The sequence below is a fragment of the Kitasatospora sp. NPDC127116 genome (assembly GCF_042677365.1).
GTDB lineage: Bacteria > Actinomycetota > Actinomycetes > Streptomycetales > Streptomycetaceae > Kitasatospora > Kitasatospora lactacystinica.
On the sequence record NZ_JBHXTL010000133.1, the window covers coordinates 11,294 to 25,971 of the forward strand.

The 14,678-nt window shown below is 72.4% G+C and carries 15 protein-coding genes; 7 read left to right on the forward strand and 8 right to left on the reverse strand.

The window, feature by feature from the left end:
* The coding region (locus tag ACFVHV_RS35910; protein WP_380357082.1) for a BTAD domain-containing putative transcriptional regulator at positions 1-2,514 on the reverse strand (2,514 nt) is incomplete at its 3' end.
* A gap of 213 nt (positions 2,515-2,727) precedes the next feature.
* Here ACFVHV_RS35910 and ACFVHV_RS35915 point away from each other — a divergent pair.
* Complete coding sequence (locus ACFVHV_RS35915) at positions 2,728-3,012, forward strand: hypothetical protein (protein ID WP_359899516.1); 285 nt, start codon at positions 2,728-2,730, stop codon at positions 3,010-3,012.
* 183 nt (positions 3,013-3,195) lie between these two features.
* Here ACFVHV_RS35915 and ACFVHV_RS35920 read toward each other — a convergent pair whose 3' ends face one another.
* Complete coding sequence (locus tag ACFVHV_RS35920) at positions 3,196-3,471, reverse strand: hypothetical protein (RefSeq protein WP_359899518.1); 276 nt, start codon at positions 3,469-3,471, stop codon at positions 3,196-3,198.
* Positions 3,472-3,608: 137 nt separating this feature from the next.
* On the opposite strand from ACFVHV_RS35920, the gene ACFVHV_RS35925 reads away from it, so the two are divergent.
* Positions 3,609-4,367 carry a GntR family transcriptional regulator gene (locus ACFVHV_RS35925; RefSeq protein ID WP_359899519.1) on the forward strand — a complete coding sequence of 253 codons (759 nt, stop codon included), beginning with the start codon at positions 3,609-3,611 and terminating at the stop codon, positions 4,365-4,367.
* Between the two features lie 122 nt (positions 4,368-4,489).
* Here the strand turns inward: ACFVHV_RS35925 and ACFVHV_RS35930 are convergent, their stop codons facing one another.
* Entirely contained in the window at positions 4,490-6,157 is a 1,668-nt protein-coding gene (locus ACFVHV_RS35930) for a fumarate hydratase (RefSeq protein WP_359899520.1), read from the reverse strand.
* Between the two features lie 147 nt (positions 6,158-6,304).
* On the opposite strand from ACFVHV_RS35930, the gene ACFVHV_RS35935 reads away from it, so the two are divergent.
* Together ACFVHV_RS35935 and ACFVHV_RS35940 are read left to right on the forward strand one after the other, a co-directional pair.
* The gene (locus ACFVHV_RS35935) at positions 6,305-7,069 is read left to right on the forward strand and encodes a DUF1707 domain-containing protein (RefSeq protein ID WP_359899522.1); all 765 of its coding nucleotides are present in this window, start codon (positions 6,305-6,307) and stop codon (positions 7,067-7,069) included.
* Positions 7,070-7,385: 316 nt separating this feature from the next.
* Positions 7,386-7,763 carry a WhiB family transcriptional regulator gene (locus tag ACFVHV_RS35940; protein ID WP_380357098.1) on the forward strand — a complete coding sequence of 126 codons (378 nt, stop codon included), beginning with the start codon at positions 7,386-7,388 and terminating at the stop codon, positions 7,761-7,763.
* Between the two features lie 99 nt (positions 7,764-7,862).
* On the opposite strand, the gene glpX is transcribed toward ACFVHV_RS35940, so the two are convergent.
* Positions 7,863-8,903, reverse strand: a complete 1,041-nt coding sequence (glpX, locus tag ACFVHV_RS35945) for a class II fructose-bisphosphatase (RefSeq protein ID WP_030055344.1) — start codon at positions 8,901-8,903, stop codon at positions 7,863-7,865.
* Positions 8,904-9,118: 215 nt separating this feature from the next.
* On the opposite strand from glpX, the gene ACFVHV_RS35950 reads away from it, so the two are divergent.
* Positions 9,119-9,655: a DUF4245 domain-containing protein gene (locus ACFVHV_RS35950; protein ID WP_359899524.1), complete on the forward strand. Its 537-nt coding sequence runs from the start codon at positions 9,119-9,121 to the stop codon at positions 9,653-9,655.
* An 87-nt stretch (positions 9,656-9,742) separates the two neighbouring features.
* On the opposite strand, the gene ACFVHV_RS35955 is transcribed toward ACFVHV_RS35950, so the two are convergent.
* The 4 genes from ACFVHV_RS35955 to ACFVHV_RS35970 all read right to left on the reverse strand — a co-directional run bounded on the left by ACFVHV_RS35955 (position 9,743) and on the right by ACFVHV_RS35970 (position 13,406).
* Entirely contained in the window at positions 9,743-10,345 is a 603-nt protein-coding gene (locus tag ACFVHV_RS35955) for a malonic semialdehyde reductase (protein ID WP_359899526.1), read from the reverse strand.
* 111 nt (positions 10,346-10,456) lie between these two features.
* Positions 10,457-10,711: an exodeoxyribonuclease VII small subunit gene (locus tag ACFVHV_RS35960; RefSeq protein WP_359899528.1), complete on the reverse strand. Its 255-nt coding sequence runs from the start codon at positions 10,709-10,711 to the stop codon at positions 10,457-10,459.
* Between the two features lie 60 nt (positions 10,712-10,771).
* On the reverse strand, positions 10,772-11,983 hold the full coding sequence (gene xseA, locus ACFVHV_RS35965) for an exodeoxyribonuclease VII large subunit (protein WP_380357089.1): 1,212 nt from the start codon (positions 11,981-11,983) through the stop codon (positions 10,772-10,774).
* 10 nt (positions 11,984-11,993) lie between these two features.
* Positions 11,994-13,406, reverse strand: coding sequence for an APC family permease (locus tag ACFVHV_RS35970; protein WP_380357091.1), 1,413 nt, complete (start codon positions 13,404-13,406; stop codon positions 11,994-11,996).
* 121 nt (positions 13,407-13,527) lie between these two features.
* Here ACFVHV_RS35970 and ACFVHV_RS35975 point away from each other — a divergent pair, with 121 nt between their 5' ends.
* Complete coding sequence (locus ACFVHV_RS35975) at positions 13,528-14,502, forward strand: 4-hydroxy-3-methylbut-2-enyl diphosphate reductase (RefSeq protein ID WP_359899533.1); 975 nt, start codon at positions 13,528-13,530, stop codon at positions 14,500-14,502.
* A 32-nt stretch (positions 14,503-14,534) separates the two neighbouring features.
* Positions 14,535-14,633, forward strand: coding sequence for a CDP-glycerol glycerophosphotransferase family protein (locus tag ACFVHV_RS35980; protein ID WP_380357094.1), 99 nt, complete (start codon positions 14,535-14,537; stop codon positions 14,631-14,633).
* Positions 14,634-14,678: the final 45 nt, after the last annotated feature.

Below are 14,678 nucleotides of genomic sequence, written 5' to 3' on the forward strand. Positions count from 1 at the left end.
GGCGACACCGACCCGGGCTGACCGTCCCGCGGTTTGGGAACCCCCTGGCGGGTGGTGGGCCGGGCCCTGGTTGTGGAGGTGGCGGGCGGGGGGGGGGGGCGCGCCGCCCGCCTGACTGGTGGCCCGGGCCTGTTCCATGAACGGCAGGGCCTCGGCCGGGCGGTTGCCCAGGCTCAGGATCACGCCCAGGATGTTGGCGGTGGCCAGCAGCTGGACGGTCGGGACGTCCGGTGACTGGTGGTCCAGACTGCGGCGCAGCGAGTGCTCGGCGCCCTGGAAGTCACTGGTGACGTAGTTCAGGGCACCCAGGACGAAGTGCACCCGGGCGAGTGCGGCGGAGTCGTCGCGGAGCTCCGCCTCGCGTCCGAGGGCTTCCAGCACCGGTCGTACCTGGGGGCCGTGGGTCGGGTCCGGATCGAGGCCGTACAGCAGGATCAACAGGTCGATCGCCGCGTGCTGCGAGGAGCGGGGCCCGTTCGCCGCCGCCGCCGTGGAGTTGAGCAGGAGGGCGCTCTCGCTCCGGAGCCAGGACTGGGCGGAACCGCTGGTCGGCAGGCCGATCCCGGGCGAGGACGGCGTGGTGAGCAGCTCGGGCTCGGGGTCGTCCGGTTCGAGGGTCCGGGCCGCGTTGCGGACGGTCGGGATCAGCAGGTCGAGCAGCCGCAGGACGGCCCGTTCCTGCTCTCCGCCGTCGCCCGACCGGTCGTTCTGCCGCTGGGCGTAGAGGCGGAGCAGATCGTGGTAGCGGTAGCGGCCGGGGGTGAAGCACTCCAGCATGTTCGCCTCCACCAGGGCCTCGACGAGCTCCTCGGCGGTGTCCTCGTCCACGCCGAGGAGTGCCGCGGCGGCCGCGAGCGGGATGTCGGGGGAGTCGATCAGCGCGAGCAGTCGAAAGGCGCGGGCCTCGGCCGTGGACAGCTGTCCGTAGCCGAGCCCGATGGTGGTCTCCACGGCGAGGTTGCCGAGTTGGAGCTCGTCCAGGCGGTGACGCTGGTCGGCTAACCGACGGGCCAGGTCGGAGACGCTCCACCGCGGCCGGCTGGCCAGCCGGGCGGCGGCGATGCGGACCGCCAGCGGCAGGAAGCCGCACGCGGTGACCACCGCCATGGCCGCCTCCGGCTCCGCGGCGACCCGCTGCTCCCCGACGATGGCCGAGAACAGTGCCAGGGCCTCCCGCGGAGTCAGCTCCTCGACGTCGAACAGTTGCGCGCCGGGGATGCCGGCGAGCCGGGAACGGCTGGTGGCGAGCACCGCGCAGCCGGAGACGCCCGGGATCAGCGGCCGGATCTGGTCGGCGTCCCGCGCGTTGTCCAGCAGGATGAGCATCCGCCGGTTGGCGAGCAGCGAGCGGTAGAGCGCCGCGCGCTGCTCCATCGACTCCGGGTTCTCGGTGACACCGAGGGCGTGGAGGAAGTCGCCGAGGACGACGACCGGGTCGGCCGGCGAGGCGCCGGCGCCGCGCAGGTCGACGTACAGCTGCCCGTCCGGGAACTCGGCCCGGACCCGGTGGGCGACGTGGACCGCGAGGGTGGTCTTCCCGACGCCGCCGATGCCGGCCAGCGAAGTGACCACCACGGCCTGGCCGGTGGCGTTCATCAGGACCGTCGAGAGGTCGCTCACCAGCTCGGTGCGGCCGCTGAAGTCCAGCACGTCGGCCGGGAGTTGGGCCGGTGCCGGGGCGGTGGGCCGGTCCTTCGCCGCCGCTTCGGGCACGGCCGGGAGGGCGAGCGCGGGGTCGGCCGCGAGGATGCGGGTGTGCATCGTGGACAGGCCGACGCCCGGTTCCACCCCGAGTTCCTCGATGAGCAGTTTGCGGGTGTCGGTGTAGACGCCGAGGGCCTCGGCCTGGCGGCCGCAGCGGTACAGCGCCAGCATCAGGAGTTCGCGCAGCCGTTCGCGCAGCGGATGTTCCGTCGTCAGGTTGTTGAGCTCTCCGACGATTTCCGCGTGCTGGCCGATGGCGAGGGCGGCGGCGCACAGGTCCTCGGCGGCGGCCACCTGGCGCTCGGCCAGTCGGAGCCGCTGGGTGTCGGCGTAGGGGCCGGGGATGCCGGTGAGCGGGCGGCCGCTGAACAGGCCCAGTGCCTCGGTCAGCAGTCGGTGCGCCTCCTGCTTGTCGCCGTTCGTCCGGGCGGCCGCGGCCTCGGCGCAGAGCCGCTCGAAGACCGTCAGGTCGAGGGCCTCGCCCGGGATGCGCAAGGCGTAGCCGTCGGCGACCGAGACCAGCAGCTCGGCGGGTGCGCGGACCTCGCGGCGCGGCTCGATGACCGAGCGCAGCCGGGAGACGTAGGTCCGCAGGGCGGCGACCGCCTGGGCCGGCGGGCGATCGCCCCACAGGGCGTCGACCAGGTCCTGGGTGGTGACCGGGCGGCCGGCGTGCAGCAGGAGGGCGCTCAGGACCGCCTGTTGCTGGGGGGAGCCGAGGGAGACGGGCTTCCCGTCGAGCCAGGCCTGGACCGGGCCGAGGACCTGGAAGCGCAGCGCGGGCGAGGGCGGCGTCTCCTGAAACTCCATGAAGTCCCCCGATGGCCTGTGGTGTCGATTTCGTGAAAGGGCGCTCGGCGGTCCGCCGCGGTGCTTCAGCTTAGGCGGACGCCCGACTCTGCCGGACGGTCCCGCAAGCCGCACGATGTTTATCGGACATTTAATCAACCCTACGATACTGTGCCCGCGCCCGCGCCAAGCCGGTCGGGCTGACGACATTTGATGACCGAAAGGCGGCCGCCAATGGCCAACGACCAGAGCGAGACCCCGGTGCCGTCGACGCCCGAGAACCAGGCGCAGACCCCGGCCCCGGACTCCGCTGTGGAGGCCGGCCAGGCTGTCGAGGGCGCGGTCGCCGCGACCTCGGACCCGACCGAGTACACCGAGCCGAGTGCCGACCGGAAGAACGCGATCGAGAACGGGATCTTCGGCGACGAGGCCGACCACCTGCTGGAGCCGGCCAAGCCGGACACCGGCAAGCCGGGCGAGAAGTACGAGCCGGAGAGCATCGTCTTCGGCCACGCGTGAGCCGTGCCGGTCGCGTGCCCCCGTCGCCCCCGTCCGGGCGCGGGGGCACCGGTGGTTATGGGCACGCCAATTCCCCATAGGTGTCAACCGGGTGGCCGAAACATGCCCGCGGTGCACTCATGGTGACCGGCGATATCCGTAACGTGCCCGACGGCGGGTGCGGGACGTTCCGGAATTCCGGATTCACCCGGGGGTATTGCGGTGGTCGGAATGCCGCCGTTTGCCCGCGTTTTGCCGAAATTGCCGAGGAAGATCGTATTCGGCTGAATCGCCCGCCCCGGGGGCGGGGGCGACCTGGTGGGGGTCGGCCGTCCATTCCCGGCCGCCGGGCTCGGGGCGCAGGTAGTGCTCGCCGCCGATGGTGTCCATGTAGATGCCGGTGCGTCCGGTCCTCCGGTCGAGGACGAGTTCACCCACGTGGGGCCGGTAGGCCGGGGTGTTTCGCTGTCGGGTGCTCACCGTGCTGCTCCTCGCTCTGGTCGGCGACTGGCCAGCATCTCTAGAGAAGCTAATATCTCTAGAGATGTCAACGGTCGTATCTCCTTACCGGCGACCGCGGGCACGCCTACGATTTGTCCGAGGCAGAGGGAGCGGCGATGACCGGCAGCAATGGCGACAAGCAGCCCAAGTACCAGCGGATCGCCGAAGCGCTGAAAACGGCCATCGACAGCGGCCGGTACCGCGCGGGCGACCGCCTGCCCGGCGAGAACGACCTCATGGACGAGTACGGCGTGGCCCGAATGACCGCCCGCCAGGCCCTGGGCGTGCTGCAGAGCGAGGGCATCGCCGAGGCGCGCCGCGGCGCCGGGGTCTTCGTCCGGGACTTCCGGCCGCTGCGCCGGCGCGGCATCCAGCGGCTGGCGCAGGGGCAGTGGGGGTCCGGCCGGTCGATATGGTCGGCGGACATCGACAACCGCAGCCTGGTGGTCGACCAGGTGTCCGTCACCGAGCAGGGCGCGCCCGAGCACGTGGCCCGGATGCTCGGGGCCGCCCCGGGCGCCCCGATGTGCGTGCGGCACCGCCGCTTCGTCCTCGACGGCAAGCCGGTGCTGCTGTCGACCTCCTACCTGCCCGCCGTCCTGGTCGCGGGCACCGCGATCACCCGCGAGGACACCGGCCCCGGCGGCACCTACGCCCGGCTCGCCGAGATCGGCGCCAAGCCCGTGCACTTCCGCGAGGAGGTCCGCTCCCGGATGCCCGGCGCCGAGGAGGCCGCCCGCCTGGAGCTGTCCGCCGGCACCCCCGTCATCCTGATCTGCCGCACCGCCTTCGCCGACGAGGGCCAGGTCGTCGAGCTCAACGAGATGATCCTGGACGCCGCCTCCTACGTCCTGGAGTACGACTTCGACGCCTGAGCGCCGGACGACGCCTGAGTGCCGGACGGCGCCCGCCGGCCGCGGCCGGCTGCCGTCCACCGCCTGGGAACACCGCCGCCCCGGCCGCAGGGGCGACCGGGGCGGGGCGGGGGCGTGCGGGACTACTCCTTGGAGCGGACGCGCAGGTTGGTGATCAGCGGGCCCTCAGTGGTCTCGCGGAAGAAGTCGTTGCCCTTGTCGTCGACGACGATGAAGGCCGGGAAGTCCTCGACCTCGATGCGCCAGACCGCCTCCATGCCGAGCTCGGCGTACTCCAGCACCTCGACCTTCTTGATGCAGTCCTGGGCGAGGCGGGCGGCCGGGCCGCCGATCGAGCCGAGGTAGAAGCCGCCGTGCGCGGCGCAGGCGTCGGTGACCTGCTTGCTGCGGTTGCCCTTGGCCAGCATGACCATCGAGCCGCCGGCGGCCTGGAACTGGTCGACGTAGGAGTCCATCCGGCCGGCCGTGGTCGGGCCGAAGGAGCCGGAGGCGTAGCCCTCGGGGGTCTTGGCCGGGCCCGCGTAGTAGACCGGGTGGTCCTGGAGGTACTTGGGCATGCCCTCGCCGGCGTCCAGGCGCTCCTTGATCTTGGCGTGGGCGATGTCGCGGGCGACGACCAGGGTGCCGGTGAGCGAGAGCCGGGTCTTCACCGGGTACTTGGACAGCTCGGCGCGGATCGCGGACATCGGCTGGTCGAGGTCGACGCGCACCACGTCGTCGTCCAGGTGCTCGTCCGTGGTGTCCGGCAGGTACTTCGCCGGGTCGGTCTCCAGCTGCTCCAGGAACACGCCCTCGGCGGTGATCTTGCCGAGCGCCTGGCGGTCGGCGGAGCAGGAGACGGCCATCGCGACCGGGAGCGAGGCTCCGTGCCGCGGCAGGCGCACCACGCGCACGTCGTGGCAGAAGTACTTGCCGCCGAACTGGGCGCCGATGCCGATCTTCTGGGTCAGCTCGGTGACCTTGGCCTCCAGCTCCAGGTCGCGGAAGCCGTGGCCGGTCCTGGCGTCGCCCGAGGTCGGCAGGTTGTCCAGGTAGTGCGCCGAGGCGTACTTGGCGGTCTTCAGCGCGAACTCGGCGCTGGTGCCGCCGATCACGATGGCCAGGTGGTACGGCGGGCAGGCCGCGGTGCCCAGCGAGCGGATCTTCTGCTCCAGGAACGAGAGCATGCTCGCCTCGTTCAGGATGGCCTTGGTCTCCTGGTACAGGTACGACTTGTTGGCGGAGCCGCCGCCCTTGGCCATGAACAGGAACTTGTACGCGTCGCCGTCGGTGGCGTACAGCTCGATCTGGGCCGGCAGGTTGTTGCCGGTGTTCTTCTCGTCCCACATGGTCACCGGGGCCATCTGGGAGTAGCGCAGGTTGAGCTTGGTGTACGCGTCGTGGACGCCGCGCGCGATGGCGGACTCGTCGCCGCCCTCGGTGAGCACGTTCTGGCCGCGCTTGCCCATGACGATGGCGGTGCCGGTGTCCTGGCACATCGGGAGGATGCCGCCGGCCGAGATGTTGACGTTCTTCAGCAGGTCGAGCGCCACGAAGCGGTCGTTGGGGCTGGCCTCCGGGTCGTCCAGGATGCGGCGCAGCTGGGCGAGGTGGGCGGGGCGCAGGTAGTGCGAGATGTCGTGCATCGCCTCGGCCGTCAGCAGCCGCAGCGCCTCGGGCTCGACCTGGAGGAAGGTGCGGCCGCCGGCCTCGAAGGTGGAGACACCCTCGGAGGTGATCTTGCGGTAGGGGGTCGGGTCAGCGCCCAGGGGGAGCAGGTCGCTGTACTCGAAGTCTGGCGTGGGAGCCATGGGGGCGGTCCTTAGCTGTCCAGTTGGTCCGGCTGCGTCGGCGAAGCATCATCCAGGGTAGGACCCGGTGGAAGTCGGCATGCGGACAGGGCAGCCTTGCGTGACCGGGCTCACTCGTGCAGGAGTGCGAGCGACTAGGCTGACCCCGTGGACAACTCGCCGTCGCACGACGATTCGGGGCAGCCGCCGGTGCCGGCGCCCGTACCGATGACCAAGCCCGAACCCGAGCCGGAACTCAAGCCCGAGACCAGGGCGGAGGCCGCGCCGCGGCCGCACGCGCCGGTCGCGGAGGCGGACCTGCGGGTCTCCGACGCCGACCGCGAGAAGGTCGCGGAGCTGCTGCGGGACGCCTACGCCGAGGGCCGCCTGGACGCGGACGAGCACGCGGAGCGGATCGAGGCCGCGTACGCCGCGAAGACCTTCGGCGACCTCGTGCCGCTGACCCGGGACCTGCCGGCCCGCCCGCTGTCCTTCGAGAAGCAGCCGCTGAGCGCCCCGCAGGGCCCGCCGCCGCAGCCGCCCGCGCGCCAGGAGTCGCCGACGGTGGTGGCGGTCTTCGGCGGCGCGGCCCGCAAGGGCCGTTGGCGGGTGGGCTCGCACCTGAGCGCCTTCGCCGCGTTCGGCGGGGTGGAGATCGACCTGACCGACGCCGTGTTCGAGTCCCCCGAGGTGGAGATCACGGTGACGGCGATCTTCGGCGGGGTCCAGGTCAGGGTCCCGGAGAACGTGAGCCTGCAGGGATCCGGCATCGGCATCTTCGGCGGCTTCGACGTCCGGGAGACGACCGCGGCGGACCCGTACGCTCCGGTTGTCCGGATCAAGGGCCTTGCGCTGTTCGGTGGTTGCGAGGCGAAGCCGCGCCGGGGCAAGAAGCTGAAGGAATGGGTGCGGCGCCAACTCGGCACCGACTGACCGTCGTTGACCTGCACAGTGCCCGATCGGGGATCAACTCCCGGTCGGGCGCTCGACGTTGTGGCCGGTGCTCTGCGTAGTCGATTGCGTGCAGTGTGCATGAATCGCGGCCGGGCGGGGTAGTTCCTTCCGCACATCGCTTCTTGGACGGCTGCGCACCGGAGGCGGCCGAGCGGCCGTGCCCGGGCAGGACAGCGGGGGCTCGCGGCCGGCGGGGGAGCGAGGGGTCCCCGTGTCCGAGAGCCTCGTCAGGAGTACGGCCGTGCTGCATCCGATCGAGTCCCGCACCACCTCGCCAGTCGCCGCTGCGCAGGTCCTGGAGCGCCGTCCCGGCGTCCGTCCGCAGCCGCAGCCGCAGGGCGGCCCGGCGGGTTCCCCCGCGGGCGAGGACAACCCCTGGCACACCGGCGCCGCGTGTCGGCGGGACGAGGTGGGGCTGTTCTTCGCGCCCTCCAAGGAGCCGACGGCGGCCCGGCTGTCGCGCGAGGAGCAGGCCAAGCAGGTGTGCGCCCGCTGCCCGGTGCTGCTGGAGTGCCGCGAGCACGCGCTGGCCCAGCCGGAGCCGTACGGGGTCTGGGGCGGGCTGACGGCCGCCGAGCGGCGGGTGGTGCTGGCCCGGCGGCGGCGCCGGGACACGGAGCTGCGCGAGGCGGCCCTGGTGACGGCGGCCGCGCGGCGCCGGATAGCCGGGTGACGACGGGCCCGGGAGCGGGCCCGAGAGCGGGACGGCGACGCACCGCGGCCCCGGCGGAGGGGGATTCCGCCGGGGCCGCGAAGCGCGCTCGGGTGGGGCTCAGTTGGCGCGGTCGAAGTCGATCGCGCTGTACGCCCGCAGCTTCGAGAGCTTGTGGGTGGAGTTGATCTCGCGGATGGTGCCGCTCTTGGAGCGCATCACCAGCGAGCTGGTGGTGGCGGTCTCCGAGCGGTAGTGCACGCCGCGCAGCAGCTCGCCGTCGGTGATCCCGGTGGCGACGAAGAACACGTTCTCGCCGCTGACCAGGTCGTCCGTGGTGAGGACCCGGTCCAGGTCGTGGCCGGCGTCCAGGGCCTTCTGCCGCTCGGCGTCGTCTTTGGGCCACAGCCGGCCCTGGATCACGCCGCCCATGCACTTCATCGCGCAGGCCGCGATGATGCCCTCCGGGGTGCCGCCGATGCCCATCAGCAGGTCGACGCCGGTGCCCTCGCGGGCGGCCATGATCGCGCCGGCCACGTCGCCGTCCGAGATGAACTTGATCCGGGCGCCCGCTTCGCGGATCTCCCGGACCAGGCCGTCGTGGCGCGGGCGGTCGAGCACGACGACGGTGACGTCCTCGACGGCGCTGCCCTTGGCCTTGGCGACCCGGCGGATGTTGACCGCCGCCGGGGCGGTGATGTCGACGAACTCGGCGGCCTCCGGGCCGGCCACCAGCTTGTCCATGTAGAACACGGCGCTGGGGTCGAACATGGTGCCGCGGTCGGCGACGGCCAGTACGGCCACCGCGTTGTTCATGCCCTTGGCGGTCAGCGTGGTGCCGTCGACCGGGTCGACCGCGACGTCGCACTCGGCGCCGGTGCCGTCGCCGACCCGCTCGCCGTTGTAGAGCATCGGGGCTTCGTCCTTCTCGCCCTCGCCGATGACGACGACGCCGTTCATCGACACGGTCGAGACGAGGGTGCGCATCGCCTTCACGGCGGCACCGTCCGCGCCGTTCTTGTCGCCACGTCCGACCCACCGGCCGGCGGCCATCGCGGCCGCCTCGGTGACCCGGACGAGTTCGAGCGCGAGGTTCCGGTCCGGAGCCTCGGGCGCGACCTCCAGGGCACTGGGAAGGTGGTGCGGGTACTGCGTGGTCATCGTCGTTACCTCTCTGTACGCGACGGCCAGTGAGCGCCCGACTACTGCCAGGTCGAACGCCGTGGTGAGGGTATTGCGATCGTATCTGCCCACGAGATGACTGTCTGTGGCGCAGGTCGCTGCTCTGTGGCGGAAACCACTGATTCGCCCGGTATCACCCGTCCGTGGACACCCCTGGTGACCGCCCGGGGATGTGGATGAGTCACCATGTGGGGGTGGCAGCAGACAGCAAGGGCATGAGGGGCCGGCAGACCGTACGGGACATGGTCCTGTCGATGCTGGCCGTCGGTTTCGTCGTCGGGATCGGGTACCTGTTCCTCCCGCACGGATCCGGCGGCGACCCGGTGCGCGTGGTCGGGTACCGGGTGGAGGCGGCCTCCGCCAAGCGCGCCGCGCCGTACCCGCTGCTCTCCCCGGAGGGACTGTCGGACAAGTGGCGGGCCACCTCGGTCGGTTACCGGCCGGCCGACCAGAACAACGGCAAGGGCAACGCCTGGCACCTGGGCTTCGTGACCCCCTCGGGCCGGTACGCGGCGATCGAGCAGAGCGACGTGCCGCGCGACTCCCTGCTGGCCGACCACGTCAAGGGCGCCGCGTCGGACGGCACTTCCGAGGTGGCCGGCCGCACCTGGGACCGGGTGCAGGGCGAGAAGGACCGCGCGCTGGCCGTCCAGACCGGCCCCGGGACCACCCTGCTCACCGGCACCGCCTCCTACGAGGAGCTGGCCGAGCTGGCGCAGGCGCTCAAGTAGCCCCGCTTCCGCCCGCCTTCCCGGGCATGCCGAAGGGCCCCGCGCCGGACGAACCGGTGCGGGGCCCTTCGGCGTGCGCGGGGCGGATCAGGCCGTGGTGACGACCTCGTCGTAGGCCAGGCGCGGCGAACGCGGGAACCAGGCGTCCTCGCCCGGGCGGCCGATGTTGACCACGGCCAGCACCGAGTGCTCGCCGTCGCCGAAGAACTCCTTGTTGATGCCCTCGGCGTCGTAGCCGGTCATCGGGCCGGCGGCCAGGCCGGCGGCGCGCACGCCGATGATGAAGTAGGCGGCCTGCAGGGCGCCGTTCATCGTGGCGGACTGCTCACGGACGCTGCGCTCCGAGAAGAACAGGTCCTTGGCCTGGGGGAAGTGCGGGAGCTGGGTCGGCAGCTCCTCGTGGAACTCGTTGTCCACGGCCAGGATGGCGACCAGCGGGGCGGCGGCGGTCTTGGCCTTGTTGCCGTCCGCCATCTGCCGGACGAGGCGCTCGCGGCCCTCGGCCGAGCGGACCAGGACGACGCGCAGCGGCTGCTGGTTGAAGGCGGTCGGGCCGTACTTGACCAGCTCGTAGATGGCCTGGACCTGCTCGTCGGAGACCTGCTCGTCGGTGAAGGTGTTGGCGGTGCGGGCCTCGCGGAACAGGAGGTCCTGAGCGGCGGCGTCGAGTACCAGGGCGTCGGTGGTCATGCTTCTGCACCTCATGCGGAAAAGGGGTTCGTCGGGGCGATCGGCCGCAGCCGTTCACTTCCTCCAACATAGGTGAAGATTCAACGATTCCCCAAGCGGATGTGATCCGCCTCACTCCCCGCCGGGAGCCGCGCCCTCCTCGGCGGCCAGCGCGGCGTCCAGCCGGGCCCGGGCGCCGTCCAGCCAGCGCTGGCACACCTTCGCCAGCTGCTCGCCGCGCTCCCACAGGGCCAGCGACTCCTCCAGCGAGGTCCCGCCGGTCTCCAGCTGCCGGACGACGTCCAGCAGCGCGTCCCGGGCGTGCTCGTAGCCCAGCGCGTCGTCCGGGTTCGGCGCCGCGTCCTGCTGCTCCTGCTGCTCTGCCATGGGTGCCAGCGTAGGGGCTCGGGCCGACACTCCCCAGCCCCGGCCCGCGGCGGCGGGCGACTACCCGGGAGTCGCGGTGACGTCGAAGCCGCCGCCCGCCACCCGCGCGTGCAGCCCCTCGCCGGGCGCGACCTGCGCCGGGTCCGTCACCACCGTGCCGTCCGCGCGCTGGAGCACCGCGTAGCCGCGCTCCAGGGTGGCCGCCGGGGAGAGCGCCACCACCCGGGCCAGGGTGTGCCCGAGGTCGCTCTGCGCGTGGTCCAGCCGGTGCCGCAGGGTGCGCCGGGCCCGCTCCAGCAGGCCGTCCACCTCCTGCCCCCGACCGTCCAGCATCCGGTGCGGGGCGGCCAGCGACGGGCGGCTGCGCACCCCGTCCAGCCCGTGCTGCTCGCGCTCGACCCGGGACAGCACCTGCCGGCGGGCGCGGTCGCGCAGCTGGCGGACCTTGGCCAGCTCCTCACCGACGTCCGGAACCACCCGTTTGGCCGCGTCGGTCGGGGTGGAGGCGCGCAGGTCGGCCACGAAGTCCAGCAGCGGCTGGTCCGGCTCGTGCCCGATCGCGCTCACCACCGGCGTACGGGCGGCCGCGACCAGCCGCACCAGGCCCTCGTCCGAGAACGGCAGCAGGTCCTCCACGCTGCCGCCGCCGCGGGCCACGACGATCACGTCCACCTCGGGGTGCTCGTCCAGCTCCCGCACGGCCGCGCTCACCCGCTCCACCGCGCTGACCCCCTGCACCGGGACGTTGCGCACCTCGAAGCGCACGGCCGGCCAGCGCCGCCGGGCGTTCTCCAGGACGTCCCGCTCGGCCGCCGAGCCGCGCCCGGTGACCAGCCCGACGCACTGCGGCAGGAACGGCAGCGGCTTCTTGCGCTCCACCGCGAACAGGCCCTCCCCGGCGAGCCGCCGCTTCAGCTGCTCCAGCCGGGCCAGCAGCTCGCCGAGGCCCACCGGGCGGATCTCCGAGGCGCGCAGGGACAGCTGCCCGCGCGCCGCGTACCACTCCGGCTTGGCGTGCACGACGACCCGCGCGCCCTCCTGCACCACGTCCGCGACCTGGTCGAACACCGAGCGGAAGCAGGTCACCGTGAGCGACACGTCGGCCTGCGGGTCGCGCAGGGTCAGGAACACCACGCCCGCGCCGGGGCGGCGGCTGAGCTGGGTGATCTGCCCCTCCACCCAGACCGCGCCGAGCCGGTCGATCCAGCCGCCGATCAGCGCGGAGACCTTGCCGACCGGGAGCGGCGCTTCGGGGGAGCTGGTGTTGGCCATGCGTACGAGGCTAGCGGCGTCCGCCGACACGTCCGGGACCGCCGCCGGTGGAGCCCCGGCCGGTGGAGCCCCGGCCGGTGGAGCCCCGGCCGGTGGAGCCCTGGACGGCGAGCACCACCAGGCCGACCACCAGCCAGACCAGTCCGACGAGCTGCGCGGTGCCCGAGGCCTCGTACACGACCGCCGCGATCACCGCGATCCCCAGCACCGGCACGACCACGTGCGGGAGCCACCGCCGCGAGCCGTGCCGCACCGCGTACCAGCCGATCACCGAGGCGTGCAGCAGCGCGAAGGCGGTCAGCGCGCCCACGTTCACCACCGAGGTGAGCCGGTCCAGGCCGTCGTCCCGGTTGGCCGCCCAGACCGCCGCCGCCATCGTGATCACCGCGGCCGCCAGCAGCGCCCGGCGCGGCACCGCGCTGGCCGGGTCGACCGAGCCGAGCGCCCGCGGCAGCCGGCCGTCCCGGGCCATCGCGAAGAGCAGCCGCCCGGCCGCGGCCTGCCCGGCCAGGGCCGCGAAGGCCGCGCCGATCGCCTTGCTGGCCGCCACCAGCACGTGCAGCCAGTGCCCGACGCCGCTCTCCACGGTGTCGTAGAAGGCCGAGCCCTGCGCCGCCGGGTCGGCGGCCAGCTGCTGCGGTCCGGTCGGCTCCAGCAGGGCCGCCAGGTAGGTCTGGGCGACGAACAGCACCCCGGCCAGCGCCAGGCACCAGAGCACCGCCCGCGCCACCGCCGCCGAGGCGCCGACCGCCTCCTCCACGAAGGTGGCGATCGCGTCGAAGCCCAGGTAGGAGAGCACCGCGACGGACACCGCCGAGATCACCGCGGTCAGCGAGAAGTCCCCGACGGCGGTGAACGGGGTGTCCCAGCCGCGCCGGGCGCCGTCCTGGGCCAGCGCCACCGCGGCGGCGGCCATGAACACCACCAGCACCGCGATCTCCATCGCGAGCACCGCGAAGCCGATCGTCGCCGCCGTCCGCACCCCGGCCAGGTTGAGCGCGGTGGTCACCACCACCGCGAGCGCCGTCCAGACCCAGCGCGAGACGTCCGGCACCAGGGAGTTCAGCGCGATCCCGGAGAACAGGTAGGCCACCGCGGGGATCAGCAGGTAGTCGAGCATCGCCATCCACCCGGCGATGAAGCCCGGGCCCTCGCCCAGCCCGGCCCGCGCGTAGGCGAACACCGAGCCGGTCTGCGGCACGGCGCGCACCATCTGGGCGTACGAGGAGGCGGTGAAGGCCATCGCGACCGTCGCGGCGAGGTACACGGTGGCGACGGCTCCGTGGCTCTTGGCGTCCAGCACGCCGAACACGCCGACCGGGGCCATCGGGGCGATGAACAGCAGTCCGTAGACCATCAGATCGCGCACGCCCAGGCTGCGGCGCAGGCCGCTCGGCGTCGCCTGCTCGCTCACAGAGCTCATAGACACCATATTTTGAGCGCAATTGACCGGGTCTGCGCGGAAAGTGTCCGCCATTGGTGGGGCGGCCCGGCGGGAGGCCGGGAGGACGAGCGCGGGTCGCGGCCGCCCGTACGATGGAGCCATGTCCAAGACCGCGCAGCGCCGTGTCCTGCTCGCCGCCCCCCGGGGCTACTGCGCGGGAGTCGACCGCGCCGTGATCGCCGTGGAGAAGGCCCTGGAGCAGTACGGGGCGCCCATCTACGTCCGCAAGCAGATCGTCCACAACAAGTACGTGGTGCAGACCCTGGAGAAGAAGGGCGCGATCTTCGTCGACGAGACGGAGGAGGTGCCGGAGGGCTCGATCGTCGTCTTCTCCGCGCACGGCGTCGCCCCGTCCGTCCACGACGAGGCGCGGGCCGGGAAGCTCGCCACCGTCGACGCGACCTGCCCGCTGGTCACCAAGGTGCACAAGGAGGCCGTCCGCTTCGCCGACGAGGGCTTCGACATCCTGCTGGTGGGCCACGAGGGCCACGAGGAGGTCATCGGCACCATGGGCGAGGCCCCGGACCGGATCCACCTGGTGGACGGTGCCGAGGACGTCGCCAACGTGCAGGTCCGGGACGAGTCCAAGGTCGTCTGGCTGTCCCAGACCACCCTGTCCGTGGACGAGACCATGGCCACCGTCGGCGAGCTGAAGAACCGCTTCCCGCAGCTGGTCAGCCCGCCCAGCGACGACATCTGCTACGCCACCCAGAACCGCCAGGTCGCGGTCAAGCAGCTGGCCCCGGAGACCGACCTGCTGATCGTGGTCGGCTCCAAGAACTCCTCCAACTCCGTGCGCCTGGTCGAGGTCGGCCTGGAGTACGGCGCCAAGGCCGCCCACCTGGTGGACTTCGCCGAGGAGATCCGCGAGGAGTGGCTGGAGGGCGTCACCACGGTCGGCCTGACCAGCGGCGCCTCGGTGCCGGAGATCCTGGTCGACGGCGTGCTGGAGTTCCTGGCCGCGCGCGGTTACGACACGGTCGAGACGGTCAAGACCGCCGAGGAGCACCTGGTCTTCTCGCTGCCCAAGGAGCTGCGCCGCGACCTGCGCGCCGAGGCGGCGGGCAAGCTCTGACCCCACCCGGAAGGGCCGGCACCCCGCACGGGGTGCTCGACGTCTCGGGGTACGGCCGGGTGGAGGAGCTGTGCCTCGCGGCCGACGCGCTGCTCACCGACTACTCGTCCCTCATGTTCGACTACGCCTAACTCTACAGCCCCATCGTATTCCACGACGATTTATGGTTTGTATAT